Below are 15,861 nucleotides of genomic sequence, written 5' to 3'. Positions count from 1 at the left end.
GCGAAGGCGTCATTATATAAAGCATAAAAAGTACCATGACGCACACGCTATTCTATAGGTGCATAACCGTGCACTATGTTTTGTAATTCACTGCATCAAAGGGGCACATTATCCATAATTATTGACCAGATAGTCACGCAACATGTTCGGGTGACTCTTCTTCTCCACCATTTTGCGAATCAGAGCCATCAGTTCGAAATCACTTCGCAGATTGAATTTTTGCATCATCATATACTTATGCGTAAAGACGGTTTTATCGCTCATCTTCAGCGCACGGGCAATCTGCACCACCGATAACCCCCTGTAAAAATTTACCATAATACGAATTTGCTGCGGCGATAATATTTTATACTGACACTCGGAACAGCTTATTTTCTTCCAGATATAACCGGGAGATTGCATGCGATACCAGGCGATAAACAATATCTGGCTTAGATGATCGAGCGAGGCACTGCGGGGAATAAAAATAATATCCTGAAAACAGGACGGCAATACAGAGAAACGCAGTGCATCCTCAACCAGCCCTATCACGATACCTTTTTGTCGCGCCTGTAATTCAGGAAGACAGGTGAGCGTCTCCCCATGGCATAACGTAATAACGATAATATCCGCCGTACTGACGTTATCGTAGCTTAGCTCATCACCAAAATGGATCTGTCGCTTAAAATTGCGCCAAAAGAACTCCATAAAGAAACGCTGCAGTCCATGGTGAAAAAATCGATCTGTTTCTTGAATCAGGATATTCAACATAGCGAGCACCAATGTCTGTTAATCAATAAGGTTTATACCCTAAATAATTCGAGTTGCAGGAAGGCGGCAAGGGAGTGAATCCCCAGGAGCTTACATAAGTAAGTGACTGGGGTGAACGAGTGCAGCCAACGCACATGCAACTTGAAGTATGACGGGTATATCAACACGCTTGTGTCTTAGTTGTATTGCATCGTCATCACAACGACTGCACTGATACTCCCCGGCGTCGCACCACCGCTAACCGATTTGACCGCAGCCTGCATAGCCATCGTGGCGGTTCTGTCTGCCGCAATATTTTGCGTGATGCTGGAACCCGTTCCCTTTAGCGTCCCCGTTGCGGCCTCACGCATGGCAACCGCCACATTTGTCGCCGAGCCGCTGTTCATGTAGTAGTCCGCGCCGGCCACGGGATCGGGGGTGCCGGTAAACGACACCCTCACGCTGCGCGTCCCTACCGGACATTGCGTAAACGACAGAGTGAACGGTACCGGGTCGGATGAGGAGCCGGGCGTCGCCATATTGGTCGCCTCTATATTGCCGAGATTAATATCCAGCTGCGTATTCCCGCCATTAAATATGCAGGGAGAGGCCACGATATTTCCCGTCACACCGACACTGACGCTATCGGCGGATAACACCTCCCAGCTCAGCAACATAAGCATGAGTATTTTCTTGTGCCGTATATTCATCCTGTTACCTGTTACTGGTAGGTTATATTAAGCGTGGCAGATGCATTGGCCGAGCCTGATTCGACGGCGGTTAATGTCTGGTAATAACGCGCCGTTAACGGGAGCGTCTCCTGCCCGCCCGCAGACTGTTTTAATAAAAGACGGCTGTTCAATACCAGCGGCGTACCGTTATATAAAAGCTGCACGCCGACACCTTTAGCCGTACCGGCACTCCCCTGCCCCGTTAATGCCATTACGCTGTTATTGGCGCTGTCGGGGTTTTGTATTCCGCTGAGCGAGACCGAAATATTGGTACCGGCGCTGCAGTTTAATCCCAGATTTTGCGTATTCTGTACGCCCGCAGGCGTGGTTCCCACACCGCCTGTGAACGCTGAAGCCGGAATATCGCCAAAGGCAAACGTTAGCTGAGGCGTGTTAATACTGCATGCGAGGACGCTAATGGTTCCTGAGGTGAGCTGCGTGGGAAGGCCGTCACGGTAAACGCCGTCGCTTCCCTGAATGGTCACGACGCCGATAATGCCCGGCGCTAAATCACCCGATTCTACCGGCCCCGTCACCACCAGTTCGACTTTTCCACCAAACCAGTTCACATAGGAGGTTTGCGCGCTATAAGAGAACGTATTGCTCGGGTTATCAAAGGTATTGCCGGACGAAAAACGAATGCCAATACCGCTGAGATTCGTATTGTAAACGTGATTACCGTAGCTGCTCAGCGTGGCATTGTTGTACCGCATGCTAAACCCCAGCATGAACGGGTTGCTGCACCCGGTAAGATACGCCCCCGTCGCTGTCGCCGCACCGGAGAAGATGACCGTCCCAACCGGCGCATCACGCTGAACGTTAATGGTTCCCACCGCCAGCGTAGACAGCTGCGGAACGATGGTGGTGCAGGTGCCGGCACGGGCTATATTCCAGCCGGAGAGTAAGCACACGAATAAAATTATCTTTATGTCTTTCATATTACTGTTCCTGGCGACAGCTGGCGCTGGTGTCAGCAATGCCGCCGTTTGATGTGTGTTTCGGCAGGCTGAAATCGGCGCGACACCGCTGGCTGGCCTGATTGCCCCATGTCGCAACGACCGTTCCCCGCTCGGGCATACCGGTTAAATAAACCTGACCGCGATCGCCCACGATAAAGCTGCCGTTGGCATTACCCTCAAGGGTGACCACCGCCCCAAACGGCACGGCGCGGTTACTGTCCGATAAGGTCATCAGCACCTTGCGGCCAACGCTGGAGATATACTCGGCCTTCACCACCGCGCCACGCGTCGGCGTCACCGTGCGCGTATTGATCTCCAGCTCCACGTCATCAGGCATATTTTCCGGCGCGAGGGCGAGATCGTTTTTCCGGTACACGGAAAGATTGCTGACCACCGTATAGCCCCGGTAATCCGTACGTACTCCGGCCTGATTGCGGATACCCACGCCGTGGGCGCCGGGCGCTTTAATCAACGCATTGGTTTCACCCAGCGGCTGAGAAAACGTCATGCCATCCGCGTGGGCAAGCACACCCCCCTGCACGCCATAATTCAGTCGCTCACTGTTTCTGTCATAGCCGTATCCCACCGAGACGTCACCGTATGTGCCTTTGTAATCGCCGTTCATATTGCCGCTATAGCCCACGCCCTGGGTGCCGTATCCCTGCTGCACGTTCCAGCTCAGGGCTCTGTTTTCAAGGGCTACGCCATTCATACCGACAGTGTGCGTTGCGCCGTTATTCCTGCTGGCGTTCATGCCGTAGTTCACCCACGTCTGGGGGAGAAATGCGTCCAGCGGCACGCTGACGTTAATCGCCAGAAGCCGGTCGCTGTCATAGGTTTTGCCGCTCTCGCTCCCGGATGAGGCTGAACGACCATTTTTGCTGTATGTCCAGGTCACGCCATAGCTGATGTTGTGCCAGTAGTTGTTGTAGCCGGCGCTCCAGGAGACCATCGAGGTACCGGAATTCCAGTAGTCTTCCCGCGCTGCGCTGAGCGTCATCGCCCCCAGACTGCCCCCCAGCGACTGGCTCATCGTCAGCTCTGCCCGGTTTCGCCGTCTGTCCTGCAATGCGCTGCCGTCTCCCCAGGAGTCCAGCACTTCCTGCATCCCGTAATAGCCGCGGGTGGAATAGCGGTATCCCGCAATTGAAACGTTCGTGCCGGTATTCACCATGTTCTTGCTGTAGCGCACGCGCCAGGATTGCCCCTGAGTTTTGGCGGCGTTATCCGGCGTTGACCAGCTCTGCGTAACGTCTGCGGAAAGCGCGCCCGCCTCCCCCCTATTTGTCCCCAGGCCTAAGGCTAGCGACTGGTATTTACTGGAACCCTGCAACCCGCCGTAGATCGTCATACCGTGCCGCAGACCGTAAATTCCGGTCAATTGCCCGAACGGCGTTTTCTCCACGCTGGGGTTATAGGCGCGATAATTTCCCCCGGTGAGGGCATACTTCAGCCGCCCTTCCCGCTGCAGCACCGGCAGCGAGGCATAAGGTTGCGTGAAATGTTGCTCGCTACCGTCAGCCTCTTTTATGGTCACATCGAGATCGCCCGCGCCCCCGGTGGGATACATATCCGCAATCTCAAACGCGCCCGGCGCCACGTAGCTTTGATAGATCTGGTAGCCGTTCTGCCGCACCACGACCTGCGCATTGGTGCGCGCAATCCCGCGCACCACGGGAGCGTAGCCCTTCAGGGAGTCGGGCAGCATGTCATCGTCCGAGGCCAGTTGACCGCCGCGAAACGGGATACCGTCAAACACATCCGCAGGTGTGGAGCTGTCGCCAAGCGTGAGCTGGGCCTTAAGCGGGATCACGGCGCGCTGTGCGTAGGTGTACACGCTGTCCCATTTATCCTGCCCGGTGGCCTCCCGTGACCAGGTGGTATAATTGCGAAAACGCCACGGCCCGATATTGACCCCCGGACGCAGGTTCGCGTACTGGCTGGCGCTGCTGGCACCCTGCCCTGTTTTCGCCCGGCTGTTTGCTGCGCTCAGGCTGTAATTCAGCATAGCCGCCGTTATTCCTTCGTCCCACATTTGTGGCGACACATAGCCCCTCGCTGGCAGATCGACTGCCGCCTGAGGAATGCTTATCACCAGACGCTGAGCGCCAAACTGAAAATCGGTGCTGGCCTGCGGAATAGCCTGCAGATCCGCACATCCCAGCTTGCCTGAAGCGAGCTGAGGAAATAGCGCGGTTCTGACGCCCCACTGTTTTAATTGATCGATGCTCAGGCAAGGCTGCAATACCTCATTACCGCTGTCGGTTTTCAGCGCAGTAAAGGTTATATCAAGGGTATCCATTAACTGGTCGTCGAGAATAACGTCAACGCGATACGTTCCCGCTGCCTGAGAGCCAGATTCAAAGGCCGATAAATCAGCTTTGCCCATACCGGGATTATCCAGCTCAACCAGTTCTGTATTAAATGTTTCACTGGCATATAGCGTCGGTGAGTGACCTGCAAGCGCTAAGGCGATAAGCATCGCCAGGCGCGCAGGCTGCCTCTTTGTATTTAACGTTGTCATTACGAGTAACCTAATTAATGCTCACGTGCCCGTCAGTAACACAATCACAAACGGGCCTGGTGCGTGCTCCCTGGGCTGCCATAGTCGTTAATAATTTTAAACGTGAGCGTATTGCCGCTGCTCCCCGGCGGTAATGTGAACCGCGCGAAAGTGCCTGGTAAAACATACGTCACATCATCAAGTTTTTTACCTCCTACGGTAATCTCATTAAAATTAATTACGTAGGGCGTGCTATTAGTTACCTGAAGCTGATTACCTGTTCGTTGCCAGGTTAATTTATCCGCCTGTTCCTCTGGTGTTGACGCACGCAGGCCATCCGGTCGGTAAATCAGTTTAATACGCGTTTTTACCGCAATTTGCAGAGCGTTCATCTGTTTCGTTGCGGACGGAATGGCTTTGATATTCAGCCAGAATAAGCTCTCCTGCCCCTGAGGCAGTGCTCCCGTCATGACAATACGCTCAAGGTTTTTTTGCCCACCGTCCAGACGATAGAGCGGTGGGGTAATAATAAATGGCGTCTTACCAGAACTCCCGTCCTGCATTTCTACCCATGACTGAATTAACCAGGGCGTCGGGTCAGGATTATTAATATTGATTGATGCTTCTTTTTTTGCACCATCAAATATAATTCGGGTGCCGCCAATAATTACCCCGGCACTGGCGGTCGTTATCATTAGCGATAACAGTGCCACAGCCAATCCGGCGGTTTTGATAAAACGCATTTTATACCTCATAAAACAAAGGGGCCGGGTGGCCCCCTACTGATTACTGCAAAAGACTTAGTTATAAACCACAGAGAAGTTTGCCACCGAGTTAGCCGGCCCCATGGTCACGGTTGCCGCGGTTGAAATATACTGTGCGTAGAAGTTCAACGTATTGTCGGCGGTGCTGCTCAGCGCATAAGTATGGCTATTGCTGCCGTGCAGCGGTAAGTCTGCCTTATCCGCCGTCATCAGGTTAATCGCCACGCCCGTTGCCGCCCCCGGAACGGATGAATCGATAGCCAGCAGGCTGGCATTGGTGGCATCCGGCGTACCGTCAAAACGTACTTTGGCGTTAGTCACCGTCACCGGGCAGTTTTTCAAGACAATATTGAATTGAGTTGCCGCTGTTCTTGCTCCCGTCGAGGGGAATTCCGTCTTATAATAATCGCCCAGCACAACCACCTGGTTCTGAGAGGCGATATCAACATCGCAGGCAGAATCAAGAATATTCCCGTTAAAATTAACCGTTCCTGCCGCAGCGAAAACCGGACTTAGCGGCAGCACGGCGCTTATTGCCAGCATTACCATCATTATATTCTTTTTCATCACATCACACTCTGTATCGATTTATTCATTACTGGAATTGGGCGATGGCGCTGATATGTTCCAGCACCATACTGCATCTGGCCCTTTATATACTGCCTGTCATTCATTAAATAAAAACCACTTGCGGCTTGTGTAGTACAATCCGGATCAGCCCTGCTGACGAGTCAAAATTTATACAACTCTTTTTCCGCGCACAATCTCTTTTAAGGTCTAGCTGTAGACTCATCCTTAACAAAAATAAAACATACCTATTGGGGAATACCTTATTTACGTCTTCCCGGGTCTATTTTTGGACCAAAGATGCAATTTCTTATAATTCATAAAATTAGGCCACAACCGTCTTCTGGTCTATTATTAGACCCGCTGAAATCATTCCCTGACATGCTGTTTTTTAAGATAATTCTCTATGCCGATCAAAAAATGATCGAATCAGTGAATGAGGTATCTGATGAACACGCGAATGGCACCTGAATTAACCAAAGAACACTCCACCGTGTTGGGTGTTAAACCTTTTGAGCATATTGAAAAAATAATTGATAACATCCTTCCCTCTGCAGAAAGACGGATTGTGTCAAAAGGTGATATCGTCCATTATTATCAAAACGATATTCGTCAGTGTTTTTTACTTACCCAGGGCTGCGTGGCCTTACACCGCCGTGGCGACGGCATTGTGCTAAATTCTGAATCATCACCCTTTATTCTCGGCGTGAGCAGTCAGTTTTCCTCTGAGCATCTTTATGTCAGGGCACTGGAAACATCAGAAATTGCAGCCGTTTCGCTGGAACGTTTTAATCATGTGGTGGCACAGCAAAACTTATGGGAGCATTTTTCGAAGCTGCTGATTTATACCGCTTCGCGGGTATATGAGCACTGTGCCCAAATTTCGCAAATGTCGGCCTACGACATCATTCGCTTTCAGCTTGTTGAACTCATGCAGGAACCGGATGCAATACGGCAAAATATTACCGCGGCAGCGTATATCAAAAGCCGGACCTATCTTTCACGAAGTGGGATCATGCGAATACTGGCGGAATTACGCACCGGGAAGTACATCACCATGGAGCGTGGTGTGCTGCTTGACGTTCACCATCTGCCGCGAAAATATTGATAGCCAGCGTGCCTGCTCACAGGAGAAGCGCTATAATTAGCCAGGTTATTTTTAAGGTTGTCGGCTACCATGTCCCTTCCAGAACAGTCTCAACGGGGTTCCCCCTACGCGCAAGAGCTTATTTCTTACCTGTTGCCTGATTGCACAACGCGACGTACTGCTCGCGGTGAACGGCTGGATTTGCAAATCAACGGTCAGGGCATGTGCTATTTAATTCTTGAGGGAACGATCGCCATCTACAGAAGAAGCGATGACATGATGCTGTCTACGGCCCGTAGCCCCGGCCTGTTCGGCCTCGCTAACCTCACCGATATCTATTTTAATGATTATATTAAGACCGTTAGCCCTTGTCTGATAGGGACGCTCACCACCGAACGGGTGAATGAAATTATCAAAGAAAAGGCGCTATGGGGGCTGCTCTCTAAACAGCTCATGTTTGTTTATAGTCGTCTTTATAACAACGTGATGCCGCAGGGCGCTCCGACGGCGTATGAGATGATTCGCCAGCAGCTTGTGAAGCTGATGGAGGAGGAAGAGAGCTATCGACTGGGCGTGACGGCGGAAAGGTATATCAGGGAGAAAACCCAGCTTTCCCGCAGCGGTGTGATGCGCATTCTGGCAGATTTAAAAACCGGTGGATTTATCGAAATGGAAGACGGCAGGCTTATTAGAATCAACAAACTTCCCGCTAAATACTGAATTCCGGACACAAAAAAGGCCGCAATCGCGGCCTTTTTATTCTCTCAATGGACGTGAACGCCCAACCGCCAGGCAAAGTAGATCTCTTCTTTCAGTTCATTCGAAGAGAGCGCCAGCAAATCTGTAAATTCCAGCTCAAGCTGTTTCAGCTTTTTCAGGTACTGTGCCGGAGACAGGTTGCTTTTATCACGACGTAAATATTCAATTGCCAGCTGTGTTGGGGTTATTTCAGTATCCATGATGTCCTCGCTTATGTACAAAACCTGACCAGTATATCACAAGCCGCTGGCTAGTTTTTGACCAAAGGCAAAACATCTGAAAACTTTACACAACCGCCGTCGTCAGTCGCGACGAGCAGCACAGGCGATCCTGCTCATCGAGAACATCTATCTGCCACACCTGATGGCGGCTACCGGCGTGCAGGGCGCGGCAAATGCCGCGCACGCGCCCGCTGCGCACCGAGCGAATATGGTTAGCATTCACCTCAAGCCCGACAACCTTCTGCTCCCCTTCAGTGCAGAGATACCCCGCCACCGAGCCCAGCGTTTCGGCCAGCACGACGGATGCCCCGCCGTGCAATAAACCAAACGGCTGGTGAGTGCGACTATCGACGGGCATGGTGGCCTCAATCTCATCGTCGCCAATGCGGATGAACTGGATATCCAGCAGACCCACCATATTCCCCTCGCCCATGGCGTTCAGCGCCTGCAGCGTGACGGCACGTTTCCAGATCATCCAATTATCTCCAGTAAAGCCTGTAATGGGTGACGTACACCGTTACCTTCGACCCGTTTGACCTGGCTACGGCAGGAGTAGCCGGTCGCCAGGCAGCGGTTTCGCGGTAAACGCTGCATCGCCTGATGCCAGGAAAGCTCGTAGATACCGAGCGAATTAGCGTGGTTTTTCACTTCGTGTCCGTAGGTGCCGGCCATCCCGCAGCAGCCCACGTTGACACTCTCCAGCTTCGCGCCGAACCGGGCAAAGACAGACGCCCACTGCGCGGGTGCGCCCGGCAGCGCGGTCACTTCCGTGCAGTGACCGAACAGATACCACGGTTCACCGCTGACATCCTGAACCGCTTTGTCGTCCAGGGCCATCGGCAGCCACTCGTGCACCAGCATCACGTTGAAATCGCCGCGCTTATCGCCCAGCGTCTGCCTGTATTCATCGCGATAGCAGAGCACCAGCGCAGGATCGACGCCGACCATCGGTATCCCCAGCTGCGCCACGCGATTTAAGAATTCAGCCGTTTTCTGCGCGGTCTTCGCAAAGCGCGTCAGGAAACCTTTAATGTGCTGCGCCTTGCCGTTGGGTGAGAACGGCAGAACCACCGGCTGATAGCCCAGCTTTTCCGACAGGCGGATGAAGTCAGCAACCACCTGCGCATCGTAGTAGCTGGTAAACGGATCCTGCACCACCAGCACCACGTTCGCTTTCTGCTCAGGCGTAAGCGCCTCCAGCTGCTCCAGGGTCATGTTCGCCGAGCGATGCCCGACGAGCTGGCGCTGCAGAGACGGCACCGACAGCAGCGGGAGATCGACCATACCGATGTGTTTTTCAGAGAGCTTGCGCACCAGCGGCTGGTTGATAAAGAAGTTAAAGGTCTTTGGCGCACGCGCCATCAGCGGCGCGTAGCTTTCAACCGTCGCCACCAGATGGTCACGCACCGGACGCAGATAGCGCGTGTGGTAAAGCTGCAGGAAGCGCGAGCGGAATTCCGGCACGTCGATTTTAATCGGGCATTGGGTGGAGCAGGCTTTACAGGCCAGACAGCCGGACATCGCCTCTTTCACCTCGTGGGAGAAATCGTACTCGCCCTTGTTGGCATGCCAGCTGTTGCGGGTGCGCTCAATCAGCGAGCGCAGGCTGGCCCGTTTTTCCGGTAGCTCCTGCTCCAGCTTGAGCGGATCAACCCCGCGGTCGGCCAGCAGACGCAGCCATTCACGCACCAGCGTCGCCCGGCCTTTCGGAGAGTGGATACGGTTGCTGGTGATTTTCATCGACGGACACATCGGGCTTTTCACATCAAAGTTAAAGCACAGGCCGTTGCCGTTGCACTCCATCGCGCCGCGCCAGGAGGAGCGCACCGCAATCGGGATCTGTCTGTCGTACGTGCCGCGCTTGACTGCGTCCACCTGCAGCATTGGCGCATCGACACCTTCAGGCGGGCAGATTTTACCCGGGTTAAGGCGGTTATCCGGGTCGAACGCTGCCTTCACCTTGCGCAGCTCCGCGTAGAGCTGTTCGCCAAAAAATGCCGGGCTGTATTCCGCGCGGAACCCTTTCCCGTGCTCGCCCCACAGCAAACCGCCGTATTTGGCGGTTAAGGCCACCACATCGTCGGAGATCTGTTTCATCAGGATCTCCTGTTGCGGATCGCACATGTCCAGCGCCGGACGCACATGCAGCACCCCGGCATCAACGTGGCCGAACATACCGTAGCTCAGACCGTGGCTGTCCAGCAGGGCGCGAAACTCAACGATATAATCCGCCAGATGCTCAGGCGGAACGCAGGTATCTTCGGCAAACGGAATCGGCTTCGCCGCCCCTTTCGCATTGCCGAGCAGGCCCACGGCTTTTTTACGCATCGCATAGATACGCTCGATACCGGCCAGTTCGTTACAGAGCTGCCAGCCGATTACGCCGCCTTCGCCCTGCGCAATCAGCTCATCCAGCCGCTGGCAGAGCGTGGTGACCTGGCTCTCAATCAGCTCCGCATCATCGCCGGCAAATTCCACGATATTGAGGCCCAGCATCTCTTTATCCGGCACGTCGGTAATCAGCTCGCTTACGGAGTGCCAGACAATGTCTTCCCGGGCCAGATTGAGCACTTTAGAGTCGACGGTTTCCACCGACAGCGCCTGCGCTTCCACCATAAACGGCGCATTGCGCAGCGCGGAGTCGAAGGAGTCATATTTGACGTTCACCAGGCGACGCACCTTCGGTAACCGGGTGATATCCAGCCGCGCCTCGGTGATAAACGCCAGCGTCCCTTCGGAGCCGGTCAGCACGCGGGTTAAATCAAACTGGGTCAGGTCGTCGTTAAAGACGTGACGCAGATCGTACCCGGTCAGGAAGCGGTTCAGTTTGGGGAATTTGTCGAGGATCAGCTGACGGTTGTCGCGACAGCGCTCCAGCACGGTACGGTAAATACGCCCGCTGGCGGTGTTATCTTTACCCAGCGTTTCCGCCAGTTCGACCGGCATCGGCTGAGTGTCGAGGATATCGCCGCCCAGCAGCACCGCTCGCACGCCCAGCACGTGATCGGAAGTTTTCCCGTAGACCAGCGACCCCTGGCCGGAGGCATCCGTGTTGATCATCCCGCCTAAGGTCGCGCGGTTGCTGGTGGAGAGTTCGGGCGCGAAGAAGTAGCCGTAAGGCTTGAGATACTGATTAAGCTGATCTTTGATCACGCCCGCTTCGACCCGCACCCACCCCTCTTCAGGGTTGATCTCAATAATGCGGTTCATATAGCGCGACATATCAATAATGATGCCCTGGTTCAGCGCCTGACCATTGGTCCCGGTGCCGCCGCCGCGCGGCGTAAAGACCAGAGAGGCGAAGCGCTCTTGCGTGGCCAGCCGGGCAATCAGCGCCACGTCGGCCGTTGAGCGAGGGAAAACGACGGCATCGGGAAGAAGCTGGTAGATACTGTTATCGGTCGCCATCGTCAGCCTGTCGGCATAGTTCGTGGCGGTATCACCTGTAAAACCCTGTTGCTCCAGTGCCTGCAAAAAATTAAGCACCAGCTGAACGACGCCAGGTGCCTGAGAAATCTGTGGGATCATTACTGTCGACCCTAATTAGAGTTGTGGGAATCGTTTGCGTGTATCTTAAAAGTTTTATCACATTTTTTTCTTATAATCTCTGCTGAATTACAGGCAAAATCCGCCTGTCAAAAACCGCTGAGATCATTAATGATTAGAGAGACGCGGTTTTCCGTTCCCGCCAGCATGGCTGGTGTTCTTTTAAGGAAAGTTTCATTTATGGTCAATCTTCGCCAGCCCAGGGATGTTGCGCAAATTTTGCTGTCGGTGCTGTTCCTGGCCCTCATGATTATTGCGTGTCTGTGGATTGTTCAACCCTTCATTCTCGGCTTTGCCTGGGCTGCGACCGTTGTCGTTGCCACCTGGCCTTTGCTGCTGCGTTTGCAGAAGCTGCTCTTCGGCCGCCGCGGGTTAGCCGTGCTGGTCATGACGCTCCTGTTGTTCCTGCTGTTTATTATTCCTATTGCCCTGCTGGTGAATAGCCTGGTGGACTCCAGTGGCCCCGTTATTCGCGCCATTAGCAGCGGTGACCTGACCCTGCCGGATCTCGCCTGGCTGAACAGCATTCCGCTGGTGGGTGCCAAACTCTACAGCGGCTGGCATAGCCTGCTGGAGATGGGCGGCAGTGCGTTGATGGCAAAAGTTCGCCCGTATATTGGCACCACCACTACCTGGTTTGTGGGTCAGGCGGCGCATATCGGCCGCTTTATGATGCACTGTACCCTGATGCTGCTCTTCAGCGCTCTGCTCTACTGGCGCGGCGAGCAGGTGGCTTTAGGGGTTCGTCACTTTGCCACCCGTCTGGCGGGTAAACGCGGTGATGCCGCCGTTCTGCTGGCTGCACAGGCCGTACGCGCGGTTGCGCTGGGCGTGGTGGTCACCGCGCTGGTGCAGGCAGTGCTGGGCGGTATCGGTCTGGCAATTTCCGGCGTACCGTACGCCACCGTGTTCACCGTTGTAATGCTGATGACCTGTCTTGCGCAACTCGGGCCGTTGCTGGTCCTGGTCCCCAGCATTATCTGGCTTTACTGGACGGGGGACACCACGTGGGGAACGGTTTTACTGGTCTGGAGCTGCGTGGTCGGCACCATGGATAACGTCATTCGTCCGATCCTCATCCGCATGGGGGCAGACCTGCCGCTGATCCTGATCCTCTCCGGGGTGATTGGCGGACTGATTGCCTTTGGTATGATCGGCCTGTTTATTGGTCCGGTGCTGCTCGCCGTCACCTGGCGTCTGTTCTCCGCCTGGGTGCATGAGATTCCGCCGCCGGGAACTGACCCGGACGTGATTTTGAGTGAACTGGAAGAGCTGGAAGAGAAAAACACGCATTAAGCTTTTTTGCCGGGTGGCGCTAACGCTTACCCGGCCTACATTCCCCCTCACAATACTTTAATACTGCTAAAGTATTTATTCGTTACTCACTGGTCAGACCCGCCATTTCAGCAGTAAGTCAGCTATTAACCTCAAGAAATCTTTACGTCTCTTTAACTATTGAGACGAATCCGATCGACGCTAAATAACACAATGCCTACTATTAGCACACGGTTATAAATCAACACCTTGATTTATAAGCATGGAAATCCCCTGAGTGAAACAACGAATTGCTGTGTGTAGTCTTTGCCCATCTCCCACGATGGGCTTTTTTTTATCCTGACTATGCGCGCTTAACCTCACAGGTACTGAGCATCCGCCACTCAGCTGACAGCACCCGCGTTTCCCCGGTCACATTCACCGTTACCACTTCGCGGATATCCGCCGACGATGCACCTACCTGCAGCTCAAATTCCCCCGGCTCAACGATGCGTTTCCCGTCCCGACGGGTGAAGTTGAACATCTCAATCGGTAGCGTAAAGGTGAGCGTCGCGGTTTCACCCGGAGAGAGCGTAACGCGCTGGAAGGCCTTCAGCTCCTGAAGCGGACGCACCTGCGTGGCAACCTTATCCCTGACGTAAACCTGCACCACCTCGCTGCCGCTGCGCTCCCCGGTATTGGTGATATCTACGCTCAGCGTCACCTCACCGTCGACCGGCACGCTGCGTTCAGCTACGCGGGCAGCGCCCCAGCTAAATGTCGTCCAGCCGAGGCCGAGGCCAAACGGGTAACGTGAACCGAAATGGAACGCAAACGGCGTACCGCCGCTTTTGAGCTTGTGATTGTAGTAATACGGCATCGCGCCGGCGCTTTTCGGCACGCTCACGACCAGGCGACCCTGAGGCTCTGCACGCCCCGTTAGCACGTCCGCAATGGCCCAGCCCCCTTCCTGCCCCGGCGCCCACGCCATTATCAGCGCCGCGACCTTATCCTCCAGCCCCTGAAGGTTGTACGGACGCCCGCCGGTCATCACGACAATCACCGGTTTGCCCGTGGCGACCAGCGCATTCAGCAGCTGTTGCTGCACGCCCGGCAGATTCAGGGAATCGGTATCGGAACCTTCCCCCACGGTACCGCTCTGGAACAGCCCGGCGAGATCGCCCACGCAGGCCACTACCACATCACTCTCCTGCGCAGCCTTCACGGCCTCGGGGATCAGGGCGGTACTTTGCGATACCGGCGACTGCTGCATCGGTTTGCCGCCGCTGTCACCCGGGAAGACCGGCGCACCCGCCATTCGTTTTTCGATGATGTGACACCCTTTGGCATAGCGGACGTTCGATGCACCCAGATAGTGTTCCAGCGCCGCGCGCGGGGTCGTGACCTGCGAGGTCTCTTCCACCATATCGCTGATGATCAAATGCACCGGGAAGCTGTAGCCGCTGAGCAACGCCAGCGGGTCGTCCGCCGTCGGCCCCACCACCGCCACGCGGGGTTTGCCGCCGAGTGGCAAAATGCCGTTATTCTCAAGCAGCGTCAGCGAGCGTGTCGCCACGTCCCGCGCGGTCTGGCGGGTCATCTCATTTTGCAGATCGATACCGTTTTCATCGGCATACGGCTTTTCAAACAGCCCCAGGCGGAATTTTTCGGTCAGCACGCGGCTTACAATTTCGTCCACTTTCGCCATGGAAATCAGCCCACGCTCGACGGCCTCGGCCAGGTGGCGCGCGCAGTCATCCTTCGGCAGTTCGACGTCCAGCCCGGCGTTGAACGCCAGCGCGGCAGATTCGGCCGCATCGTGTGATACGCCATGGTGCTGGTGCAGGAGGCTGACGCCGCCGTAATCGGCGACAACGATCCCATCGAATCCCCACTGTTCGCGCAGAACGGTGGTCAGCAGGAAGCTGTCGCTGTGCCCCGGCTGATTATCGATATCGTGGTAGGCCGGCATCACCGAACCGGCATCGGCCAGCTTCACCGCCATTTCAAACGGCAGCAGGAAGGTGTCGTTAAGCTCGCTAAAGCCCAGGTGAACCGGGGCATGGTTGCGCGCACCTTCACTGAAGGAGTGACCCACGTAATGTTTGAGGGTCGCCAGCAGGTCGCGTTTATCGCCCTGCAGTCCTTTTACGTAGGCCGTGGCCATCACGCCAACCAGCCAGGGATCTTCCCCGAAGGTCTCTTCGGTTCGCCCCCAGCGCACGTCGCGTGAAACGTCCAGCACTGGCGCCAGCCCCTGCTGGCAGCCAACGGAGCGCGCCTCTTTGCCAATCTGTTCTGCCGCCCGCTGCACAAGCGCCGGGTCCCAGGTTGAACCGTAGTTCAGCGACGACGGGAACAGCGTGGCCTCTTTGCACAATAGCCCCACCAGACACTCTTCATGGAACAGCGCCGGTATGCCGAGACGCGTCTCTTCCATCATCATCCGCTGCAGGCGGTTCGCGGCGCGCACGCCGTTTATTGCATCAACGATATGGGTGCCCAGCGGACGCGTGATCTGCCCGACCCCCAGCTTTAGCCGTTCGCTGAGTGCAGCCTGCTCGCTCACGCCGGCGAATTCGTCACTCAGATCGCTTCGCTCACGGTGATTGCCGTTTTCATCGAGGATCAGCCAGTACGCATGCATCTGAGCGAACTTCTCTTCCGGGGTCATGCGCGCCAGCAAGTCGGCGACGCGCTCGTGCACGGGACGTCCCGCGTCCTTATAGATAGCTGTCATG

General features: G+C 55.0%; 13 protein-coding genes and 1 other RNA gene. 4 read left to right on the top strand and 10 right to left on the bottom strand.

Translation table 11 applies throughout. The features are described 5' to 3' along the window. Positions 1–108 precede the first annotated feature (108 nt). The 6 genes from PYW49_RS01065 to PYW49_RS01040 all read right to left on the bottom strand — a co-directional run bounded on the left by PYW49_RS01065 (position 109) and on the right by PYW49_RS01040 (position 6,253). Positions 109–750: a helix-turn-helix transcriptional regulator gene (locus tag PYW49_RS01065; protein WP_320385381.1), complete on the bottom strand. Its 642-nt coding sequence runs from the start codon at positions 748–750 to the stop codon at positions 109–111. 176 nt (positions 751–926) lie between these two features. Then, positions 927–1,439 (bottom strand): fimbrial protein, encoded by a 513-nt coding sequence (locus PYW49_RS01060; protein WP_320385380.1) that lies wholly within the window; start codon positions 1,437–1,439, stop codon positions 927–929. Between the two features lie 11 nt (positions 1,440–1,450). After that, positions 1,451–2,398, bottom strand: coding sequence for a fimbrial protein (locus PYW49_RS01055; protein ID WP_320385379.1), 948 nt, complete (start codon positions 2,396–2,398; stop codon positions 1,451–1,453). A gap of 1 nt (position 2,399) precedes the next feature. Then, positions 2,400–4,943, bottom strand: coding sequence for a fimbria/pilus outer membrane usher protein (locus tag PYW49_RS01050; protein WP_320385378.1), 2,544 nt, complete (start codon positions 4,941–4,943; stop codon positions 2,400–2,402). A gap of 44 nt (positions 4,944–4,987) precedes the next feature. Next, complete coding sequence (locus PYW49_RS01045) at positions 4,988–5,665, bottom strand: fimbrial biogenesis chaperone (RefSeq protein ID WP_320385377.1); 678 nt, start codon at positions 5,663–5,665, stop codon at positions 4,988–4,990. Positions 5,666–5,722: 57 nt separating this feature from the next. Beyond that, positions 5,723–6,253, bottom strand: coding sequence for a fimbrial protein (locus PYW49_RS01040; protein WP_320385376.1), 531 nt, complete (start codon positions 6,251–6,253; stop codon positions 5,723–5,725). Between the two features lie 448 nt (positions 6,254–6,701). Between PYW49_RS01040 and PYW49_RS01035 the strand changes: the two genes are divergently transcribed. Together PYW49_RS01035 and PYW49_RS01030 are read left to right on the top strand one after the other, a co-directional pair. Then, positions 6,702–7,361: a winged helix-turn-helix transcriptional regulator gene (locus PYW49_RS01035; protein WP_134349981.1), complete on the top strand. Its 660-nt coding sequence runs from the start codon at positions 6,702–6,704 to the stop codon at positions 7,359–7,361. Positions 7,362–7,430: 69 nt separating this feature from the next. Beyond that, positions 7,431–8,060, top strand: a complete 630-nt coding sequence (locus PYW49_RS01030; RefSeq protein ID WP_134349980.1) for a helix-turn-helix domain-containing protein — start codon at positions 7,431–7,433, stop codon at positions 8,058–8,060. A gap of 44 nt (positions 8,061–8,104) precedes the next feature. On the opposite strand, the gene PYW49_RS01025 is transcribed toward PYW49_RS01030, so the two are convergent. The 3 genes from PYW49_RS01025 to ydiJ all read right to left on the bottom strand — a co-directional run bounded on the left by PYW49_RS01025 (position 8,105) and on the right by ydiJ (position 11,848). Beyond that, on the bottom strand, positions 8,105–8,299 hold the full coding sequence (locus tag PYW49_RS01025) for a YdiH family protein (RefSeq protein WP_003857766.1): 195 nt from the start codon (positions 8,297–8,299) through the stop codon (positions 8,105–8,107). Positions 8,300–8,384: 85 nt separating this feature from the next. Further along, complete coding sequence (menI, locus tag PYW49_RS01020) at positions 8,385–8,795, bottom strand: 1,4-dihydroxy-2-naphthoyl-CoA hydrolase (protein ID WP_320385375.1); 411 nt, start codon at positions 8,793–8,795, stop codon at positions 8,385–8,387. Next, positions 8,792–11,848: a D-2-hydroxyglutarate dehydrogenase YdiJ gene (gene ydiJ, locus PYW49_RS01015; RefSeq protein WP_320385374.1), complete on the bottom strand. Its 3,057-nt coding sequence runs from the start codon at positions 11,846–11,848 to the stop codon at positions 8,792–8,794. The genes menI and ydiJ overlap by 4 nt, the downstream gene beginning before the upstream one ends. 198 nt (positions 11,849–12,046) lie before the next feature. On the opposite strand from ydiJ, the gene ydiK reads away from it, so the two are divergent. After that, on the top strand, positions 12,047–13,162 hold the full coding sequence (ydiK, locus tag PYW49_RS01010) for an AI-2E family transporter YdiK (protein WP_033145295.1): 1,116 nt from the start codon (positions 12,047–12,049) through the stop codon (positions 13,160–13,162). 209 nt (positions 13,163–13,371) lie between these two features. Next, positions 13,372–13,479: antisense sRNA RprA (rprA, locus tag PYW49_RS01005), an RNA gene on the top strand. A gap of 5 nt (positions 13,480–13,484) precedes the next feature. Here the strand turns inward: rprA and PYW49_RS01000 are convergent. Continuing rightward, positions 13,485–15,860, bottom strand: a complete 2,376-nt coding sequence (locus PYW49_RS01000; protein ID WP_320385373.1) for a glycoside hydrolase family 3 N-terminal domain-containing protein — start codon at positions 15,858–15,860, stop codon at positions 13,485–13,487. Position 15,861: the final 1 nt, after the last annotated feature.

Origin of the sequence: Enterobacter chinensis (genome assembly GCF_034008295.1) — a bacterium.
Lineage (GTDB): Bacteria > Pseudomonadota > Gammaproteobacteria > Enterobacterales > Enterobacteriaceae > Enterobacter > Enterobacter chinensis.
This window is presented reverse-complemented; position numbering and strand designations above follow the sequence as displayed.

Coding starts and splice junctions, on each gene's coding strand:
- PYW49_RS01045 (WP_320385377.1), bottom strand. CDS start 5,665: ATGCGTTTTATCAAAACCGCCGGATTGGCTGTGGCACTGTTATCGCTA.
- PYW49_RS01065 (WP_320385381.1), bottom strand. CDS start 750: ATGTTGAATATCCTGATTCAAGAAACAGATCGATTTTTTCACCATGGA.
- PYW49_RS01050 (WP_320385378.1), bottom strand. CDS start 4,943: ATGACAACGTTAAATACAAAGAGGCAGCCTGCGCGCCTGGCGATGCTT.
- PYW49_RS01055 (WP_320385379.1), bottom strand. CDS start 2,398: ATGAAAGACATAAAGATAATTTTATTCGTGTGCTTACTCTCCGGCTGG.
- PYW49_RS01000 (WP_320385373.1), bottom strand. CDS start 15,860: ATGACAGCTATCTATAAGGACGCGGGACGTCCCGTGCACGAGCGCGTC.
- menI (WP_320385375.1), bottom strand. CDS start 8,795: ATGATCTGGAAACGTGCCGTCACGCTGCAGGCGCTGAACGCCATGGGC.
- ydiJ (WP_320385374.1), bottom strand. CDS start 11,848: ATGATCCCACAGATTTCTCAGGCACCTGGCGTCGTTCAGCTGGTGCTT.
- ydiK (WP_033145295.1), top strand. CDS start 12,047: ATGGTCAATCTTCGCCAGCCCAGGGATGTTGCGCAAATTTTGCTGTCG.
- PYW49_RS01040 (WP_320385376.1), bottom strand. CDS start 6,253: ATGAAAAAGAATATAATGATGGTAATGCTGGCAATAAGCGCCGTGCTG.
- PYW49_RS01025 (WP_003857766.1), bottom strand. CDS start 8,299: ATGGATACTGAAATAACCCCAACACAGCTGGCAATTGAATATTTACGT.
- PYW49_RS01035 (WP_134349981.1), top strand. CDS start 6,702: ATGAACACGCGAATGGCACCTGAATTAACCAAAGAACACTCCACCGTG.
- PYW49_RS01030 (WP_134349980.1), top strand. CDS start 7,431: ATGTCCCTTCCAGAACAGTCTCAACGGGGTTCCCCCTACGCGCAAGAG.
- PYW49_RS01060 (WP_320385380.1), bottom strand. CDS start 1,439: ATGAATATACGGCACAAGAAAATACTCATGCTTATGTTGCTGAGCTGG.